This window comes from Acinetobacter sp. 18QD2AZ41W (assembly GCF_009829025.1).
Taxonomy (GTDB): domain Bacteria; phylum Pseudomonadota; class Gammaproteobacteria; order Pseudomonadales; family Moraxellaceae; genus Acinetobacter; species Acinetobacter pseudolwoffii.
This window is the reverse complement of sequence record NZ_WURP01000008.1, coordinates 30816-48758: the sequence shown is the minus strand read 5'-3', so window position 1 is coordinate 48758 and position 17943 is coordinate 30816. Positions and strand designations below refer to the sequence as shown.

At 46.0% G+C, this 17943-nt stretch carries 16 protein-coding genes and 2 pseudogenes; 5 read left to right on the top strand and 13 right to left on the bottom strand.

Features of this window, described 5'->3' with window-relative positions; all coding sequences use genetic code 11:
• Positions 1 to 2: 2 nt before the first annotated feature.
• Entirely contained in the window at positions 3 to 629 is a 627-nt protein-coding gene (locus GVV58_RS11525) for a prepilin-type N-terminal cleavage/methylation domain-containing protein (protein ID WP_159516609.1), read from the top strand.
• A 15-nt stretch (positions 630 to 644) separates the two neighbouring features.
• Entirely contained in the window at positions 645 to 3113 is a 2469-nt protein-coding gene (locus GVV58_RS11520) for a hypothetical protein (RefSeq protein ID WP_159516608.1), read from the top strand.
• A gap of 60 nt (positions 3114 to 3173) precedes the next feature.
• On the opposite strand, the pseudogene GVV58_RS11515 reads toward GVV58_RS11520, so the two are convergent.
• Positions 3174 to 3443, bottom strand: a pseudogene (locus GVV58_RS11515) (class I SAM-dependent methyltransferase); the annotation flags it as partial.
• Between GVV58_RS11515 and ccsA the strand changes: the two are divergent.
• Positions 3432 to 3824, top strand: a pseudogene (gene ccsA / locus GVV58_RS11510) (cytochrome c biogenesis protein CcsA); the annotation flags it as partial. The pseudogenes GVV58_RS11515 and ccsA sit on opposite strands and share 12 nt — an antisense overlap.
• Before the next feature lie 102 nt (positions 3825 to 3926).
• Positions 3927 to 4403: a hypothetical protein gene (locus GVV58_RS11505; RefSeq protein WP_005172445.1), complete on the top strand. Its 477-nt coding sequence runs from the start codon at positions 3927 to 3929 to the stop codon at positions 4401 to 4403.
• Positions 4404 to 4458: 55 nt separating this feature from the next.
• On the opposite strand, the gene GVV58_RS11500 is transcribed toward GVV58_RS11505, so the two are convergent.
• The 12 genes from GVV58_RS11500 to paaA all read right to left on the bottom strand — a co-directional run bounded on the left by GVV58_RS11500 (position 4459) and on the right by paaA (position 15529).
• Positions 4459 to 5058 carry a DapH/DapD/GlmU-related protein gene (locus tag GVV58_RS11500; RefSeq protein ID WP_005172447.1) on the bottom strand — a complete coding sequence of 200 codons (600 nt, stop codon included), beginning with the start codon at positions 5056 to 5058 and terminating at the stop codon, positions 4459 to 4461.
• Between the two features lie 31 nt (positions 5059 to 5089).
• On the bottom strand, positions 5090 to 6028 hold the full coding sequence (gene paaX, locus GVV58_RS11495) for a phenylacetic acid degradation operon negative regulatory protein PaaX (RefSeq protein WP_159516607.1): 939 nt from the start codon (positions 6026 to 6028) through the stop codon (positions 5090 to 5092).
• Positions 6029 to 6091: 63 nt separating this feature from the next.
• A complete protein-coding gene (gene paaK, locus GVV58_RS11490; RefSeq protein ID WP_159516606.1) occupies positions 6092 to 7384 on the bottom strand; it encodes a phenylacetate--CoA ligase PaaK in 1293 nt (430 codons plus the stop codon).
• 60 nt (positions 7385 to 7444) lie between these two features.
• The gene (pcaF, locus tag GVV58_RS11485; RefSeq protein ID WP_159516605.1) at positions 7445 to 8656 is read right to left on the bottom strand and encodes a 3-oxoadipyl-CoA thiolase; all 1212 of its coding nucleotides are present in this window, start codon (positions 8654 to 8656) and stop codon (positions 7445 to 7447) included.
• 11 nt (positions 8657 to 8667) lie between these two features.
• Positions 8668 to 10221 (bottom strand): 3-hydroxyacyl-CoA dehydrogenase, encoded by a 1554-nt coding sequence (locus tag GVV58_RS11480; protein ID WP_159516604.1) that lies wholly within the window; start codon positions 10219 to 10221, stop codon positions 8668 to 8670.
• Positions 10222 to 10224: 3 nt separating this feature from the next.
• Positions 10225 to 11016 (bottom strand): 2-(1,2-epoxy-1,2-dihydrophenyl)acetyl-CoA isomerase PaaG, encoded by a 792-nt coding sequence (paaG, locus tag GVV58_RS11475; RefSeq protein ID WP_159516603.1) that lies wholly within the window; start codon positions 11014 to 11016, stop codon positions 10225 to 10227.
• Positions 11016 to 11786, bottom strand: a complete 771-nt coding sequence (locus tag GVV58_RS11470) for an enoyl-CoA hydratase-related protein (RefSeq protein WP_074384104.1) — start codon at positions 11784 to 11786, stop codon at positions 11016 to 11018. Before GVV58_RS11470 ends, paaG begins: the two co-directional genes overlap by 1 nt.
• Before the next feature lie 40 nt (positions 11787 to 11826).
• A complete protein-coding gene (locus tag GVV58_RS11465) occupies positions 11827 to 12885 on the bottom strand; it encodes a 2Fe-2S iron-sulfur cluster-binding protein (protein WP_159516602.1) in 1059 nt (352 codons plus the stop codon).
• Positions 12886 to 12960: 75 nt separating this feature from the next.
• Positions 12961 to 13461, bottom strand: a complete 501-nt coding sequence (paaD, locus tag GVV58_RS11460) for a 1,2-phenylacetyl-CoA epoxidase subunit PaaD (RefSeq protein WP_131269247.1) — start codon at positions 13459 to 13461, stop codon at positions 12961 to 12963.
• A gap of 28 nt (positions 13462 to 13489) precedes the next feature.
• Positions 13490 to 14245: a 1,2-phenylacetyl-CoA epoxidase subunit PaaC gene (gene paaC / locus GVV58_RS11455; RefSeq protein WP_159516601.1), complete on the bottom strand. Its 756-nt coding sequence runs from the start codon at positions 14243 to 14245 to the stop codon at positions 13490 to 13492.
• 17 nt (positions 14246 to 14262) lie between these two features.
• Positions 14263 to 14553 (bottom strand): 1,2-phenylacetyl-CoA epoxidase subunit PaaB, encoded by a 291-nt coding sequence (gene paaB / locus GVV58_RS11450; protein ID WP_004279183.1) that lies wholly within the window; start codon positions 14551 to 14553, stop codon positions 14263 to 14265.
• Between the two features lie 31 nt (positions 14554 to 14584).
• Entirely contained in the window at positions 14585 to 15529 is a 945-nt protein-coding gene (gene paaA, locus GVV58_RS11445; RefSeq protein WP_159516600.1) for a 1,2-phenylacetyl-CoA epoxidase subunit PaaA, read from the bottom strand.
• A 262-nt stretch (positions 15530 to 15791) separates the two neighbouring features.
• Between paaA and paaZ the strand changes: the two genes are divergently transcribed.
• Positions 15792 to 17903: a phenylacetic acid degradation bifunctional protein PaaZ gene (gene paaZ / locus GVV58_RS11440; protein ID WP_100357368.1), complete on the top strand. Its 2112-nt coding sequence runs from the start codon at positions 15792 to 15794 to the stop codon at positions 17901 to 17903.
• The last annotated feature ends 40 nt before the right edge of the window (positions 17904 to 17943 follow it).

The following is a 17943-nucleotide window of genomic DNA, read 5'->3' as shown; positions in this document are numbered from 1 at the left end:
ATATGCGTGCGAATGGCTTTACCCTGATTGAACTGATGATTGGCCTGCTTATCTCCATGTTATGCATGATTATGCTGCTGATGCTGTTCAGACAGATTTCACAAATTTCGGTCCGCTCTTCTCAAAGTGCTGAATATGATGCCCAGATCCAGACCGGTTTACTGGTTCTGGAAAAATTTATTCAGAATGCCGGTTATGGTTCAGGCTTGGCAAATGATATTCAGATCGGGACGCATTTTGGAAATCCGGCCGTTTTTTGGCGTTTTATCCCCGAGCTAGACAGTGTTCCCGTCAGTTATCAGTGTCAGGGGGTGGCTGAAAAAATCACTACTGAAAATGGCTTAAGAATGCATCGACTGGTACTTATGAAAAAAGATGCTTGTGGCACGACCACCGCATTGACTGAGGGAACCTGGCAGGAGAGTCAGGCTATTGTTTCCATTAACAATAACTCCACCACGCCGATTTTTCGCTATGCCTTGAGTCAGGGAGAGTGCCGACCTTTTGGAATTAACAGTACTCCAGTAGGTACAAAGCAGATCAGCTTGACCGCTTTCCGTCCTGAGATGACAGGCTTGGGAGAAAAAATTCAAAGCCTGATTTGTCTCAATAACATCAAGGCCACTTAGTAAAGGGGAACACAGATGCAGGCGATTCATCATCAAAAAGGCATGGCGACAATTTTGCTGGTTTTGCTGATTGGCATCAGTGTAATGCTGATTACAGCCTCTGTGGCCAAAACCTTAGCCAGTAAAAAAGATGCCTCTGTGGCTGCTCATGCCCAGACCAATGCTCAGTTGATGGGCTGGGCAGGTGTCAGCGCCTTTCGTGAATACCTGCTACAACAGGGCAAAATCAATATCAGCAAAGTGGCTGACCTCCATGGCGAAACCCTACCCTTACGCTATGAAGCGAACAGTAAAGAGATTATTGCCCAGAATATTCGGGTGTCCGGCTGTACCGCCTCAGGAACAACTTGTGTCGTGACCGCTGACATCAGCTCGAATAACATGACCGCCAAAGCGGCGACTACCATTCAGGCAGTCTATGAACTGACAGTGAAAAATGGTCAAATCACGGCTGTTCAGGAAAATCTTGCATTGAATTTCACCGGAACGACTTTTATGTCCGGTACAGAAATCAAAGCTGAAACACCTAATAGTCAGGTCACCTTAAATGTGGATGGCAATACCTCGATCCAAGCAGGATTTAAAACCAGCAATATTAGCCAGTTGACTATCAATTCTACTGGAGATGTAATTATTGATTGTTCCACTACCCGCTGCGGCAATACCAAAATTGATATCAATGCCAGAGGGAATGTACATATTACCAATCCTGGAAACTTTGGGGAGATTAATGCCAAAGGCTGGGTCAAACTGCAAACCGGGGTGAATGCCGAAAATATTTCTTCTTTAAGCAGGGTTCATCTTGCTCTCAACTCTACGGCTAAAACGATCCAGGCCCAAGGTGAAGTCGAAATTGCTGAAGGTTCTTCGGTACAAAATATTTACTCGAATGACAAAGTCATTTTAAGAACCAATGCCAAAGCCAATACCATCCAGACGCATGGTGCAGTCTCCGTATCCATTTTTAGTAAGGTTTATGGAAATATTGAATCTGGTAAACAGGTAGATATTTCTAATAGTGAAGTGACAGGTGATGTCAAAGCCTATGATTATGTTGATCTGGATACCAATGCCAAGGTCAATGGTTCGGTCTATGCTAAGGGTCTCAATACTATTTCATTGACCAATAATGTTGCGGTACGACTCAGTACCAGCTGGATTGGCAAAAATGTCTATGCCAATAAAAATTTACGCTTACTGGATGGCCTGATTGGTAAGGATATTGAAGGCAGTGTTTATCTGACTGGAGAAGTGATTGGAATCAAGTCGGGCATTAAAGGCTCTGTCAATGAAAAACAGAAAACAGTGCCGGGACTGGATTTTACCATTCCCCAGACAGTAGATACCGCACTGATCGGCCAGCGTATTGATGACAAAATGAATTTCTCCACCAAAGTCGATGTACGCGTCTACAAATATGATGCCAACTATATTTTTACCAAACAAAATGGCATCTCTTATGTCTATCTGAATTATTTGCAAAATAAATCCACCAACATCACTTATCTGTATCAGGACAATAAACAATATGCCGTGGCAGCCAACGGGACTAAAACTTTAGTCAGCGAACGCGGTTTTGCCATTGGGGATTACAGTTATGGGGGCAAAAAATATATTGGTGCGATCTGCCTGACTGCAAGCAATGGCACCTGTACCAGCCCGATTATCAGCTATTTACCACGGATCAGCGTCGGGAAAACCTTGGGAGTGGATAATGACTATGACTATCTTGCTGGGGTGAATACCTGGCATATCCGGACCACCTCAGAAGCTTCACCTCTAGATAATGCTGCATTTGCACCCGGGATTTTTTATTTTGAAGGTAAACTGATTTTAACCGGCCATACCCGTACAGGTACCTTTACCAATACTTTTCTGGCTGAAGAAGATATTGATGCCGTTGCCCTCTCCCCTTATATCTACTCACCTTATAACGTTTTACGGAATGGTTTAGCAGCCCTGATTTGTGACCGGCCATATAAAACTGTCACTGGTACTACGATTTCAGGTGCACCCTTGACTCAACCTGCAACTGAATCAAGCCGCTATTTAACACCGACCAATCTGTGTAAAAGTGCCAATGAATTTGCCTATCGTATTGGCCAAGATGCTTCTGGTAATTCTTTAATGGTCACGATTAATGATACTGCGGTAAAAAAACTAGATCTGGGCTATGTGGCGTTGATGTCAAATCGGGTAATTCGTGTTGGCACCTGTGCACAGGTCTATGGAGATGTCTATGCCAGAAGTACAGTCGAGAGCAGTTCTGGTTGTAGCAGTGGTCCTTCGATTGTAGGTGCTATCAGCACCCAAGGTAAGCCGCCTTATACCAATACCATCCAGCAACAGAATACCTTTGGCGCGGGTTCTAATATTGTGGTGCCTCGTTCTGAATTTATCGCGCCAAGCAACAAAGGTAGTACAGCTCCAAGTAGTGGCAGTACTGTAGAAAATGTATTGTTAAAATGGTCAAAATATATTTAAAGATATTCAATACCAGGAATCTAGTTGCTGAATATCCGGAAGTTTAGCTGTATGAAAATATCATTTCGGATGAATGTTCCCTACCCGCACCGACAATGGCCAGCGAATGACTCTAGGCAATTCTGGATCTTCCCATTCTGGCAATAAGGCATCTGCCAGTACATTCAGTGGATTATGTCCGAGTGCTTGAGTTGCTGCTTTTACGGCTGACCAGGTACTCATATAACCAATTAACTGATAAAAGTTCCATTCAACCTGTAATACAGGTGGCTGAATTGCAACTTCCTGAAATGGAAATGATAGATTTTTATATCCTTCATCTACATGGCGACCATTCAGGCCGTGATCTTGCGGCTTCAGGATCGCGAGCTGAAAAAGAAGCAAAAACGCCGGGTTTGGGTGAGTTTGTTACCTTCTTATCAAGACATGGAATCACTCCTGTTTGATATGCTGATGACCGGTTTTGTTTGACTTACGCTCGCTTTGAGCTTTGGCTTTTTCACCATCGATAATTTCTTCGCCCAACATCTGGCACATAAAACTGCGTTCAGTATTATTTCCTGGCTGGTTTATGGTTCACTATTAATCGGACACTGGAAGTTTGGCTGGCGTGGCCAGAAAGCTGTGCGCTTTACCCTGCTCGGTTTTGGCTTGTTGGCACTGGGTTTTATTAGTTCTAAATTCGTGCTGGAAATGATTTTGGTACGTTAACATACGCTAACCTAAAGCCCACACTACGTTTGAGTGCCGTCATCAAAATGTCATATTCAAAAATTATGGTTAAAGTGCATTAAAAATACACCAAGGATCATGATGATAAAATTACTTTCAGGTTTAGCACTACTTTGTTTATCAAGCGCAAGTTTCGCAGATTATCACTGTCACGGTAGCATTAAAGATCGCACGATTGATGATAATGTCAGTATCAGCCAAAACTGTCAGATTGATAATGCCACCATTAAAGGCAATGTCATGCTGTATCAGGGTGCTCAAGCAGTAATTTCAAATACTGCGATTGATGGCAATCTGGAATCGAAAGGACGTTTTAGCTCGGTTCTGGCACAACATAACCGGATTGACGGCAATATCCAGCTAGAAGGCGGTCAGACGATTCAGCTCACTGCCAATCAGGTAGAGGGTGATATCCAGCTGAAAAAGAATACCCAAAAAATTACTGTAAATGACAATGTGGTGGACGGTAATCTGCAATGCGAATCCAATCTGATTCAACCGATCGGTGGCAATAACCGGGTCAATGGTGACAAAGAAGGTCAATGTCGCCGTTTATAATTTTTATAAATGAAATAAAAAACTTGGCTGATACAATCATCAGCCAAGTGCTAAATTAATGATTCTTTTTAATTTGATATTCTGCATCAAAGGCCTGATAGTTCAGGCGATCTGCTGAATCTTCAGACAACGGTTCAACTTCCTGCATCGAGGACAAGCAGCGCTCTGTCAGCTGAATATATTCCTGCGTCCCTTTGCTTTTCCAGACGATTTCTTTGACATCCAAGGGACGAATCACCCGCGCTGGACTACCGAGTACCAGTGAGTTTTCCGGAATTTGAGCTTTGGCTTTAACCGTACTATTAGCACCGATAATGGTATTTTCACCAATTTCGGCTTCATCCAGAATCACGCTGTTCATGCCCACCAGTACATTTTTGCGAATGATACAACCATGTAAAATCGCGCCATGTCCGATATGGCCATATTCTTCGACCAGCGTGACGCTACCGGGAAAGCCATGAATGGTACAGGAATCCTGAACATTGGCATTTTTCTGGATATGAATCCCGCCAAAGTCGGCTCTTAAAGTAGCAAAAGGCCCGATATATACACCCTCTTCAATCACCACATCCCCGATCAGAACGGCTTGCGGATGTACATAAGCACGAGGGCTGACCACAGGAATCACACCATCAATGGCATAACACGGCATTATTTTATTCCTTTAAAAATGCAGAATTAGATTAACTGACGGCTTCTAGTCGCAAACCGCCAAAACGTTTATAAAATTGTGGATGTACCGGCGGCATCGAACCTTCCGAAGTCCGCGCGATTTCTATAAAGAATTCATCACCTGCTGCAACCACAGTTTGATATAAATTGCTGCTCAGATTACGGGCATTCAGGGAAAGCCAGTTAGATGGCAATAACTCAAAAGGCAGATTCGGATCTTTTAATAAAATCCGGCGGAATTGATGAATCAGCAAAATACGCAACTGAAATGCCTGTAGCGGATCTAGCTCATCTTCCTGTTCCACCAGATGAAAGAATTCCCGAAAATCGGTGATAAATTTTTCATAACGCTGATGTAATTCCTGCACCGGCCAGTTGGTAGCAACCATGCGCTTCACGGTTGGATAAGATTCCTGCCAGAGCTGTAAGGTTTCGGCTTTAAACACCACCACCTGATCGGTCATTTTCAAATTCAGCAGCAGGTTTTGCAGTTTCTGGTGGTCACAGCCCGGATAGGCCATAACATTGGTGGCGATATTGGCAAAGCCCAGCCATTCCAGTTCTTTTTTCAGAATCAGTTTATTGTCCAGTTCCACTGAACTGAGCAGCACCAGATCCCATTTCTGATCCCATTCCTGATGGCTAAAACTGTAAATCTTTTGGTCAGCCATAACAAAACGCTGGCGGCTGCTTTCGGTGACACGGTAATAACTGGTGCGGCCAATTTTCTCCGAGACCAGCCAGCCATTTTGTACCAGACGAAATACAGCAGTTCTTACTGAACGTTCATTAAAGCCGAAGACATCCATGAGCTGGATCAGGCTGGCCAGACTGATAATGCCACCGCGGTGAAAAATACAGTCACCGAAGATGGTCATGATTAATGAGGTTCCGCTGAGTGCTTCATTTTGAATAAAGTCATCAATGATTTGTTTTAATTTCGGATTCATTACGCTTAACTTTACCTTGTAGAAACTGGATGATAGACCATTTAGTCATCATCCAGTAGGACTTCATGCAGACTTGCGGATATCGAAAATGCGCTGTGCCTTGCCTTCAGAACGTGGCAGACTGCCTTCTGGCAAAACTTCGACACTGACACTGATACCAACCATGGTTTTAATCTGGCTTTTTAGCTGAGTGGCCAGCTGGTGCGCCATAATATCACTGCTATCTTTACGCATTTCGGTACGGATATGCAATGTATCCAGATGGCCTTGTTTACAAATCTGGATCTGATAGTTCGGAATCAGTTGCTGGATCTGTAAAATCTGCTCTTCAATCTGCGACGGAAACACATTCACTCCACGGATAATCATCATGTCATCACTGCGGCCAACAATCTTGTCCATACGGCGCATGGTACGTGCCGTGCCAGGCAATAAACGGGTCAGATCACGGGTACGGTAACGGATCACCGGCATACCTTCTTTGGTAATGGTGGTGAAGACCAGCTCACCGAGTTCGCCATCGGGCAGCACTTCACCGGTTTCAGGATGGATAATTTCCGGATAAAAATGATCTTCCCAAATGGTTGGGCCATCTTTGGATTCCAGACATTCCATGGCGACGCCCGGGCCCATCACTTCTGACAGGCCATAAATATCCAAGGCATCAATACCCAGACGCTCTTCAATTTCCTTGCGCATTTCATTGGTCCATGGCTCTGCACCAAAGACGCCGGTTTTAATCGAACAGTTTTTGGCTGTACCAAATTTCTTTTCCAGCGCTTCAATAATATTCAGACAATAAGATGGCGTAACCATTAATGCCGTCGGCTTAAAATCATGAATCAGTTGCGCCTGTTTATCGGTTTGTCCGCCAGACATTGGGATCACAGTTGCACCCAAGCGTTCAACGCCATAATGCGCACCTAGACCACCAGTAAACAGGCCATAACCATAAGACACCTGAATGATATCTTTACTGCTCAAGCCGGCTGCGCGTAATGAACGTGCCACCACGTCTGACCAGACATTAATATCATTCTGGGTATAACCGACCACGGTCGGCTGACCGGTGGTGCCAGAAGAGGCGTGCACACGTACAATCTGTTCCTGTGGTACAGCGAACATGCCAAACGGATAGTTATCGCGTAAATCCTGTTTGGTGGTAAACGGGAATTTGGCCAGGTCTTCCAGAGAATTAAAATCATCCGGATGCACACCCGCATCATCAAATTTCTTTTTATAAACAGGGCTATTCTGATAGGCATGCTGCAGGGTCTTTTTCATCCGCTGTAGCTGGACACTGCGTAACTCATCAACCGATACTTTTTCAATTTTTTCCATTGCATTGTTATTCATATTCTTACTCCTGACGCAGTCTTCCTGACCAAGGTTTAATTCATTGATTGAATGATGTGTTTAATCCATATTTTCTAAAACCAGTGCAACACCTTGACCGACACCGACACACATGGTGCACAGTGCATATTTTCCTTGACGGCGTTTCAGTTCATGCATAGCGGTAATCACCAGACGGGTACCACTCATACCCAGTGGATGACCCAAAGCGATAGCACCGCCATTCGGGTTGATTCTTGCATCATCATCTTGCAGGCCCAATTCCCGAATCACAGCCAGCGATTGCGCTGCGAATGCTTCATTCAGCTCGATCACGTCCATCTGTTCCAGGCTGAGTCCGGTTTGTTTCAAGACTTTCTGTACCGCTGGCACCGGGCCAATGCCCATATATTTGGCTTCAACACCGGCACTGGCCATCCCGATCACTTTGGCTTTCGGGCGCAAACCATACTGCTCGGAAAATTGCTGATTGCCGAGTAATACGCAAGCCGCACCGTCATTGACACCTGAAGCATTACCAGCCGTGATCGAACCGCCTTCTTTACGAAATGGGGTTTTTAAGGCGGCCAGATTGTCCAGTGTCGTCTCTGCGCGCGGGTGCTCGTCCTGGGAAATGGTCAGGATGGTTTTCTTTGGCCCTTTAACCTCTACCGGCAGAATTTCTTCGGCAAAAATACCTTCTTGCTGTGCTACTGCGGTTTTCTGCTGGCTGCGATAGGCAAACAGGTCCTGATCTGCGCGACTGATCTGATACTTTTCAGCCACGTTTTCGGCTGTTTCCGGCATGCTGTCAACGCCAAACTGGGCTTTAAATTTTGGGTTGATAAAACGCCAGCCAATGGTGGTGTCATAAATTTCTGGAGTACGGCTAAACGCTGAGGTCGGTTTAGACTGCACAAAAGGCGCACGGCTCATGGATTCTACCCCACCCGCCAAAATAAATTGTGCTTCACCCGATTTGATAGCACGTGCTCCCAGTCCAATGGCATCCAGACCTGAGGCACATAAGCGGTTCACGGTTAGCGCTGGAACAGATTCAGGTAGTCCTGCGAGTAAAGCCGCCATACGAGCCACATTACGGTTATCTTCACCGGCCTGATTGGCACAGCCTAAAATGAATTCGTCCAGTTCTGCCCATGGCAATGCAGGATACTGATCTTTGAGATATTGAATCGGTAGCGCTGCCAGATCATCGCTACGGATACTGCTCAGTCCACCGGCGTAGCGTCCGATCGGGGTGCGTATTCCATCAAAAATATAAACCTGTTGCATGATTCTTCCTTTTAGCCCGCCACGCGTAATGGTTGCTGCTGAGTTTTCTGTGCATGTCCCTGCACCGCTTTCTTTGCTAAATATATACTAGTTCTATAGCGATCTTCACCATAAACATGATACATATTTTCTAAAATTTGCAAAATTGTGTAATATCCAATTCTATCTGCCCAATCAAATGGACCACAAGGATAATTCACACCATATTTCATAGCAGAATCAATATCTTGTTCTGATGCAATATCATGCAAAACGGCTTCACACGCTTCATTCACCAGCATGGCGATACTACGTATAACATAAAGACCTGGATGGTCCTTAGACCAAATTGGTATCACATTCATACCTATTAGGAATAGTTCTGCCGCTTGACGCTGTTCTTCACTACAAGCCGGTGATGCCACCACTGGAATCGCCTTAGCATTGCTCCAGTCTGCATGCCAGTCCATCAACACCACCGGGTCATGCGGATAAGCCAGTTCAACCGACTCTCCAAGCGATAAACGCAAGGAAAGATCACCAATCAGGATTTCATTCTGTTCTGCTACCTGAAAACTCAGTTCCACATGAGATGCCTGTTTTAAACGTTCAATCAGTGCTAATGAATGCAGCCATTCACCTTTTACCGTGACTTTGAGCTTATTCAGCAACTTGGCATAACACACTGGCAATTCATACACTGATGCAGGCTTGGCCTGAGCGTAATCATAAAAACCCTGTCCAGACTTGCGGCCGTAACAGCCGGCATCGACCAGTTCTTTTTGAATCAAGGATGGGCGGTAGCGTGGCTCATAGAAAAATTCCTGATAGACACTTTGTGTCACCGAAAAATTCACATCCTGTCCAATCAAGTCCGTGAGTTCACACGGCCCCATGGCAAAACGGCCACATTCGCGCATGATGTAATCGAGCTGTTCCGGTGTGGTGGCATTTTCCTGCAAGGCACGAAAGGCTTCGGCATAATAAGGCCGTGCGACACGATTGACGATAAAACCGGGAGTCGATTTGGCTCTGACTGGAACTTTGTTCCAGCCCTTCATTAGCTCAAATACTGCATCGGCAATCGCTGCTGAGGTTCTCAGTCCGCGGATAATCTCGACCAGCTTCATGATTGGTGCCGGATTAAAGAAATGCAGCCCAATCACCCGCTCGGGATTCGGAATAGCCGAGGCAATTGCGGTAATGGAAATCGATGAGGTATTGGAAGCAAAAATCGTCTGTTCCGGGCAAATGGCAGCCAGCTGTTGAAACAGATTTTGTTTCACTTCTTTCTTTTCGACAATGGCTTCAATAATCAAGCCCGCATCGACCAACTGTTGAATATCTTCGGCCACGATCAGATTGGCGAAGGTACTCTCCAGCAATTGCTGGGTCATTTTGCCATTCTGTACCCGCTTGCCAAGCTGCGCCTTTAAAGCAGTCAAGGCACTCTGAACTTTGCTGCGATCGAGGTCAAACACATAGGTCGGATGCCCGTGCATGGCGGCCAGTTGCGCAATGCCAATTCCCATGGTTCCCGCACCCACCACAGCAACTTTGACGTGTTCCAAATTGATCTGCTGCATGATTTAGCATCCTTTATATTCAGGTGTACGCTTCTGCATAAAGGCTTGTACACCTTCTTTATAATCACTTGAACGTCCAGCCAGACGTTGCAGGTCACGTTCCAGAATGAGCTGCTGATCCAGATTATTGTCGGCTGCGGCATGAATGGCTTTTTTGATTAGTGACAGGCCATAAGTCGGCTGCTTGGCCAAATGCTCGGCCAGTTTTTTCGCTTCCACTTGCAGTTGCTCATCTTCAACCACCTGCCAGATCATGCCCAGTTGTGCTGCGCGCTCAGCCGGAATTTTATCGCCGAGCATCGCTAAGCCCATCGCCTGGGCACGCCCGACCAGACGCGGCAAGAACCAGGTGCCGCCTGAATCTGGTACTAAACCTAGACGACAAAAGGCCTGAATAAAGGAAGCCGATTTTGCAGCAACTACAATGTCACAGGCCAGTGCAATATTGGCACCGGCCCCTGCCGCCACACCATTCACCGCACAAATCACCGGTTTTGGCATTTCAGTAATCAGTTTGATTAAAGGGTTGTAGTATTTTTCAATTGACAGGCCTAAGTCCGGTGCATCAGCATTCGGATCGACCACACGATCATTTAGATCCTGGCCGGCACAGAAACCACGGCCTTCAGCTGAAATCACCACGGCACGAATCTGGCTGTCTTTGGCCCAGGCCTTGATGACCCTGGAGACTTCCTGATGCATGGTTTCATTAAAGCTGTTGAGCTGTTTTGGACGGTTAAAGGTCAGGTAGCCCACTGCATTTTTTTCTTCGACAATAATTGTTTGATAATCCATTACACACCTCTAAATTCTGGTTTTCTTTTTTGTAAAAATGCATTGATGCCTTCTTGGCGATCTTGGGTCGCCGCCAGCCAGACAAAATGCTGACGTTCCAATTTCAGTCCCTGACTTAATGTCACTTCATGAATCGACTTTAAAGATTGCTTGATGGCGCGAATGGCCAGCGGTGCCTGCTTGGCAATTTTTTCTGCCAGTTCCAGTGCGTATTGCACGGTCAATCCTGTCGGACAAATCTGGCTGCTCATGCCATGTTGCAATGCGGCTTGTGCTGAAATCATTTCACCGGTCATGGCCCAGCGCATCGTCAATTGCTGACCGACCAGACGTGCCAGACGCTGTGTGCCACCGGCGCCCGGCAACATGCCTAAACCAATTTCAGGCAAGGCAAATTGGGCATTTTCTCCGGTCAGCACCATGTCACCATGCAAGGCCAACTCGAAACCTGCACCAAGAGCATAACCATTCACGGCCATGATTAAAGGTTTGGAAAATTCATCAATTTTTTTCCACAGCAGTGGCCGCTGATCCTGCTGGATGCTGACCACATCTAACTGCGCCAATTCATTTAAATCAGCACCGGCAGCAAAGCATTGCGTATTTCCGGTAATGACCACGGCTTTCACAGCAGCATCTGTTTCCAGGTTCTGCAAACAGGCTGCAATACCTTGCAAGGTCGCATTATTTAGGGCATTGCGCTTTTCCGGGCGATTCAGCTCAATCAGGACTACGCCGGGTTTTGGTGAGCTGGTTTTAATGTAAGTCATCCTTGAACTCCTGCTGTGCTCAGTGCTGTAAATTCAGCTGTTATTCATCAAAACTGAGTCGGACATTGGCTGTGGTTGGACGTGCCTGACAACTGAGCACATAGCCTTTCTGGATTTCATCTTCTTCCAGACTGTAATTCACCGCCATTTCAACCTGGCCCTCTAACACCTTACATTTACAGGTGGCACAAACACCGCCCTTACAGGCATAAGGCAGATCGGCTCCGGCACGTAGCGCAGCATCTAAAATACTGTCATCCTGTTTGGAGACTTCAACAATCAGCTCGCGACCATCGAGGATAATATTGACACGTTCTTCACTGCGGCTTTCCATCTGCTGGGCGGTTGCTTTCGGTGCAGTACCCGTATTGAAGCGTTCAGTATGAATCTTGCTGCGCTGAATGCCCCAAGTCGGTAATACCGTTTCGACCGCTGCCATCATTTCTTCCGGACCACAGGCAAAACAGTGATCGGTGTCTGCTGAAATCAGATTGGCCTGAAACAGCTGCTGCAATTTGTCCGCATTGATACGACCGTTAAAGATGTCACTATCATTCAGTTCACGTGAAAAAATATTCACCAGTTGCAGACGTTCCTTAAAACGGTCTTTCAGGTCCATGATCTGTTCAGAGAACATGGTCTGTTTCCAGGAACGGTTGCCATACACCAGGGTGAATGTTGCGTCCGCTTGACGGTTTAGCACCGACTTTACAATCGATAAAATTGGGGTAATGCCACTGCCTGCGGCGAAACCTAGATAATTCTGACCACCGGCCTTGGCTGCTTTTTGAAAGAACACCCCTTGCGGAGGCATCACTTCCAGCACATCACCGGCTTTTAAATTTGCATTGGCCCAGCTCGAGAACTGACCCTGATCAATTTTTTTAATCGCAATGCTCATATCTTCTTGAGTATCACTGCAGATCGAATAACAGCGACGCAGCTCGCCATCATTGGTTAAATGACGAATGGTGAGGTGCTGACCTGGCTGATATTGAAATGCATCCAACTGCTCAGGCGCGAGATCAAAAGCAATGCAGATCGCCTGCTCGGTTTGTGGCTGAATCGATTTAATGGTTAATGGTATAAATTGGCTCATGGCAAAATCCTTCTTTTAGATGGCGGTGTTCAGGCTTGTTATTGGTTTACCCTGCCCACCGTACAATCGTTACAATTAAATACATTTGAAATAATCAAAAGTTTCTAAGCAGTCCCGACATTGATATAAAGCTTTACAGGCGGTCGAACCGAATTCACTTAATAATTTGCTGTTGTTACTTAAGCACTGTGGACAAGTGATGCCATCGGTCAGTGCCACATGCGTGCCGCAGCTATGTGACTGGCCTTGCGGCGGGGCAATACCATACTGCTGTAATTTGTGTTTGCCCGATTCACTCATCCAGTCCGTGGTCCAAGCTTCAGACAGATCGACAATCACTTTGACTGGCGTCAAACCGTTGGCCTCGAAAGCCTGGGTAATTTCTGCTTTTAATAAATCCGTGGCCGGACAGCCGCTATAGGTCGGCGTGAGTCGCACCACAATTTCATCCTGCTGATTCAGCTCGACGCCACGAATCATGCCCAGATCAATCACTGACAATACTGGAATCTCTGGATCAGAAACCTGCTGTAAAACGTCCCAACATTGATCTTCTACGTGTCGAATCAGATTCATGCGACTCACTCCCTGTGATTGTGCCGAATTACCAGTTCATGTTTGGATATGAGCGCTGCATGTATTGCAGTTCAGCCAAAACAAAACCGAGATGTTCTGTATGTAAACCCTGTTTAGCCCCACTACGATAAGCGCCCAGCTCTGGCAGGCTTAATTCAAATCGGGCTAATTCGGCTGTAATTGTTTCTAGCCACTGGACTTTTAACTTTTCAATATCTGGAAGGACACCACTATTGACCAGCTGTTTTTCAGCGGCCGTCAATACAAAAAGTTCCTCAGTAAAACGCCATAATTGGTTTAAACCTTGCTGGGTTTTTTCATGCGCTTCTGCGGTACCCAAACTTAAACGCTCCATCCAGGTGGTGGAAAAACGCTGGTGATATTTCACTTCTTTGAGTGATTTCACTGCAAAAGCCGCCAATTCAGCATGCTGACTTTGACTTAAGGCACTAAACAATAAAGCGTGATAGTGATCCATCAACCACTGGCGTACCAAGGTCTGGGCAAAGTCACCATTTGGCTGTTCGCATAGCAGCAAATTACGATAGTCACGCTCAGTGCGGAAATAAGCCAGCTTGTCTTCATCACGGCCCAAGCCTTCCACTTCACCGGCCAGACTGAGTGCAGTACGTGCCTGACCCAATAAATCCAGTCCGATATTGGCCAAGGCAATATCCAGTTCCAGTTCAGGGGCATGGCCACACCATTCTGCCAAACGATGCGACAACACCAGTTGACTGTCGCCCACATGTAAAAGAAATTCTGCCAATACTTGATTTGTCATAATCTTCACCTTTCCCTTTACATGTGCTCGATGCCAGCTGGAATGTTATAAAAGGTTGGATGGCGATAGACCTTGTCCAAAGCTGGTTCAAAAAATTCTGCTTTTTCATCTGGCTGGGAAGAGGTAATCAATTCAGATTTCACCACCCAGATACTGATACCTTCATTGCGGCGGGTATATACATCGCGGGCATTTTGTAGTGCGACTTCCTCATCCGGTGCACGCAGGCTGCCAACATGACGGTGACTCAGACCCTGTTTACTACGCACAAACACTTCATAAAGTGACCAGTTGTTTTTGTTATTCATGAGCAAAATTCCCTATATTGATCAAACTGTTTTAAGCAACTTTTTGTGCTGCTGACTGTTGCTGCTGTTTTTGCGCATAGACTGCTGCTGAATCACGTACCCACTTACCGCCTTCCCAAGCTTTGCGGCGTGCTTCAATACGCTCATGGTTACACGGTCCCTTGCCTGCAAGAATCGCAAAGAACTCATCCCAATTGATTTCACCAAATTCATAATGTCCGGTTGCTTCATTAAAATTGAGGTCTGGATCGGGAACCGTTAACCCGAGCTGCAACACTTGTGACACAGTGTTATCAACAAATTTCTGACGTAGCTCATCGTTGCTGAATAATTTAATTTTCCACTGCATACTTTGTGCACTGTTCGGTGAATTATCATCACTTGGACCAAACATCATCAGTGCCGGCCACCAGAAACGGTTCACGGCATCCTGTGCCATCTGCTTTTGTTCCGATGTACCATTGGCCAGTTCCATCATGGCTTCAAAGCCCTGACGCTGATGGAAACTTTCCTCCTTACAGACACGCACCATGGCACGTGCATAAGGACCGTAAGACGTACGGCACAGCGCAACCTGATTGACAATAGCCGCACCATCCACCAGCCAGCCAATCGCTGCAACATCGGCCCAGCTCAGGGTTGGATAGTTAAAAATTGAGGAATATTTCATGCGACCGGCAATCAGTTTATCCATCATGTCGTCACGATCGGCACCCAGGGTTTCTGCAGCACTGTACAGATACAAAGCATGACCGGCTTCATCCTGAACTTTTGCCATCAGCACGGCTTTACGTTTTAAAGTCGGTGCACGGGTAATCCAGTTGCCTTCCGGCAACATGCCCACCACTTCAGAGTGTGCATGCTGACCAATCTGACGAATTAAAGTTTTACGATAAGCCTCCGGCATCCAGTCCTTCGGCTCGATGGAAATATCCTTTTCAATCTTTTGATCAAAGATTTGTTGTTGATTATTCATTGTTCCCTCACTTATCCCAAGTGTTGATACACTCAAATTAAAACGATACAAAATTAAAATCAATATCTATTTATTGGTATCATTTAATTTTTATTGCTTATTTTTAATAAATGATTGTTTTATATAGTTTAATATTTTTTATTTTATTCCTAATCATTTTTAAACACAGATTTATGATTGACATTTTCACTTTTTCAACACAAATTATGAAACATCAAAATTAAAATACATCTCAAAACGTATCATAAATGGAGTTTTTACCATGTTAGAGTTAGACAGCAACTCAAGCACAATGGATTATCAAGATACTGAATCAACTCATAATCCTATTGCCATCAAAAGCTTAGCTTCACTGGTGTACGGCCAGGAATACACAGCGCAAGCCGATTTACGTACGGTTTATCATGCCATTAGCGGTGAAGCGGTTTATCAGGTCGGCAGTCAGGGCATCGATACCCAAGCTGTAGTCAAGTATGCCAAACAAAAAGGCGCGACTATCGCCACATGGACCTTCCATCAACGTGCCAATGCACTGAAGCAAGTGGCACAGTATTTGATGGAGCGCAAAGAAGACTTTTATGAACTTGCCAAGGCGACCGGCTGTACCCGTAAAGATGCCTGGATTGATATTGAAGGCGGGATTGGCACCTTATATGCCTATTCGAGTTTGGTGCGTCGTGAACTGAGTGATGAAACAGCATGGGTCGAAGATGCCTGGATTCCTCTTTCTAAGCAAGGTAGCTTTGGCGCGAAACATATTCTGACGCCTAAAGCCGGTGTTGCCGTGCATATCAATGCCTTTAACTTTCCAATCTGGGGCATGCTGGAGAAAATCGCTCCTACGCTACTGGCAGGCGTACCCTGTATTGTCAAACCGGCGACCGAAGGTGCCGAGCTGACCCATGCCGTGGTCAAAGCCATTCATGAAAGCGGTTTCTTGCCAGAAGGTTCATTGCAGCTCATTTGCGGACAGGTTTATGATTTGTTTGATTATTTAAATCCTCAGGATACGGTCACCTTTACCGGTTCTGCATCAACAGGGCAAAAACTGCGTTCGCATCCACACTTAAATGCCTACTCGATTCCATTCGCTATGGAAGCAGATTCGGTCAATAGTGCGATTTTGACGGCGCAAGCCAATGATGAAACGATTGATTTATTTGTCCGTGAAGTTTTCCGTGAAATGACCAGCAAAGCCGGACAAAAATGTACTGCCATTCGTCGCGCTTTTGTTCCAGCCGAGCTGCTGGATACCGTGCAAAGTCGTCTGATTGAAAAACTGAAAAAAGTGGTCGTGGGCGATCCGGCTCAGGAAGGCGTGACAATGGGTGCTTTGGCCAGTGTCAAACAGAAACATGATGTCGCTGCAAAAGTTGAACAGCTCAGCCAGGATGCAGAAATTGTGTTCGGTAGCCATTTACGTCAGGACTTTAAGCTTCAAGTACAAAATACGGAGAAATCTGCATGTTATCCGCCCACCGTCTTGTTATGCAAAGCGCCGGCTCAGGCAGAGAATATTCATAGAATCGAAGCCTTTGGGCCTGTTGTCACTTTAATGCCATATAGTGACCTGGCTCAGCTGGCTGACCTGGTGGCACGTGGCGAAGGTAGCCTAGTCGCCTCCATCGTACGCAATACTGATGAAAATATTGAACAACTGCTCAGCAAAATTGCGCCATGGCATGGTCGTGTCCATATTCTGGATGCAGAAAGTGCCAAAGAAAGTACCGGACATGGTTCTCCATTACCTTTGCTGGTGCATGGTGGACCGGGACGTGCTGGTGGCGGTGAGGAGCTCGGTGGCTTACGTGCAGTGAAACATTATATGCAACGGACTGCGATTCAAGGTTCCCCGAATGCCATGACCCAAGTCGGTCATAGCTGGACGGCTGGTGCTCAGGTCTTTGAAGACCGTGTGCATCCATTCAAAAAATCATTTGATGAATTGCGTATCGGTGAGCGTTTACTGACTGCACGACGTAGCGTGACCGAAGCCGATCTGGTGAATTTCGGCTGCCTGAGCGGTGATCACTTTTATGCGCATATGGACAAAATTGCTGCGGCAGAATCACTGTTTGGTGAGCGCGTGGCCCATGGTTACTTTGTGGTATCTGCCGCGGCCGGTTTATTCGTCGAGGCTGCTCCAGGCCCGGTCATTGCCAACTATGGCATGGACAACTTGCGCTTTGTAGAGCCGGTGAAAATTGGCGATACCATTCAGGTAGAACTGACCTGTAAGCAGAAAACTCCAAAAGCACTGCGCGATCCGGCACAGAAACCACATGGTGTCGTGGTCTGGGATATTAAAGTCAAAAATCAGCGCAATGAACTGGTCGCAACCTATGATATTTTGACCCTGGTTGAGCGTGGCTAAACATTTAAACTCAAAAAAGGAATCATTATGATTCCTTTTT

What these genes read in the sequence shown, in the direction of transcription:
- GVV58_RS11525 (WP_159516609.1), top strand. Translation starts at nt 3, where the DNA reads ATGCGTGCGAATGGCTTTACCCTGATTGAACTGATGATTGGCCTGCTT.
- GVV58_RS11520 (WP_159516608.1), top strand. Translation starts at nt 645, where the DNA reads ATGCAGGCGATTCATCATCAAAAAGGCATGGCGACAATTTTGCTGGTT.
- GVV58_RS11505 (WP_005172445.1), top strand. Translation starts at nt 3,927, where the DNA reads ATGATAAAATTACTTTCAGGTTTAGCACTACTTTGTTTATCAAGCGCA.
- GVV58_RS11500 (WP_005172447.1), bottom strand. Translation starts at nt 5,058, where the DNA reads ATGCCGTGTTATGCCATTGATGGTGTGATTCCTGTGGTCAGCCCTCGT.
- paaX (WP_159516607.1), bottom strand. Translation starts at nt 6,028, where the DNA reads ATGAATCCGAAATTAAAACAAATCATTGATGACTTTATTCAAAATGAA.
- paaK (WP_159516606.1), bottom strand. Translation starts at nt 7,384, where the DNA reads ATGAATAACAATGCAATGGAAAAAATTGAAAAAGTATCGGTTGATGAG.
- pcaF (WP_159516605.1), bottom strand. Translation starts at nt 8,656, where the DNA reads ATGCAACAGGTTTATATTTTTGATGGAATACGCACCCCGATCGGACGC.
- GVV58_RS11480 (WP_159516604.1), bottom strand. Translation starts at nt 10,221, where the DNA reads ATGCAGCAGATCAATTTGGAACACGTCAAAGTTGCTGTGGTGGGTGCG.
- paaG (WP_159516603.1), bottom strand. Translation starts at nt 11,016, where the DNA reads ATGGATTATCAAACAATTATTGTCGAAGAAAAAAATGCAGTGGGCTAC.
- GVV58_RS11470 (WP_074384104.1), bottom strand. Translation starts at nt 11,786, where the DNA reads ATGACTTACATTAAAACCAGCTCACCAAAACCCGGCGTAGTCCTGATT.
- GVV58_RS11465 (WP_159516602.1), bottom strand. Translation starts at nt 12,885, where the DNA reads ATGAGCCAATTTATACCATTAACCATTAAATCGATTCAGCCACAAACC.
- paaD (WP_131269247.1), bottom strand. Translation starts at nt 13,461, where the DNA reads ATGAATCTGATTCGACACGTAGAAGATCAATGTTGGGACGTTTTACAG.
- paaC (WP_159516601.1), bottom strand. Translation starts at nt 14,245, where the DNA reads ATGACAAATCAAGTATTGGCAGAATTTCTTTTACATGTGGGCGACAGT.
- paaB (WP_004279183.1), bottom strand. Translation starts at nt 14,553, where the DNA reads ATGAATAACAAAAACAACTGGTCACTTTATGAAGTGTTTGTGCGTAGT.
- paaA (WP_159516600.1), bottom strand. Translation starts at nt 15,529, where the DNA reads ATGAATAATCAACAACAAATCTTTGATCAAAAGATTGAAAAGGATATT.
- paaZ (WP_100357368.1), top strand. Translation starts at nt 15,792, where the DNA reads ATGTTAGAGTTAGACAGCAACTCAAGCACAATGGATTATCAAGATACT.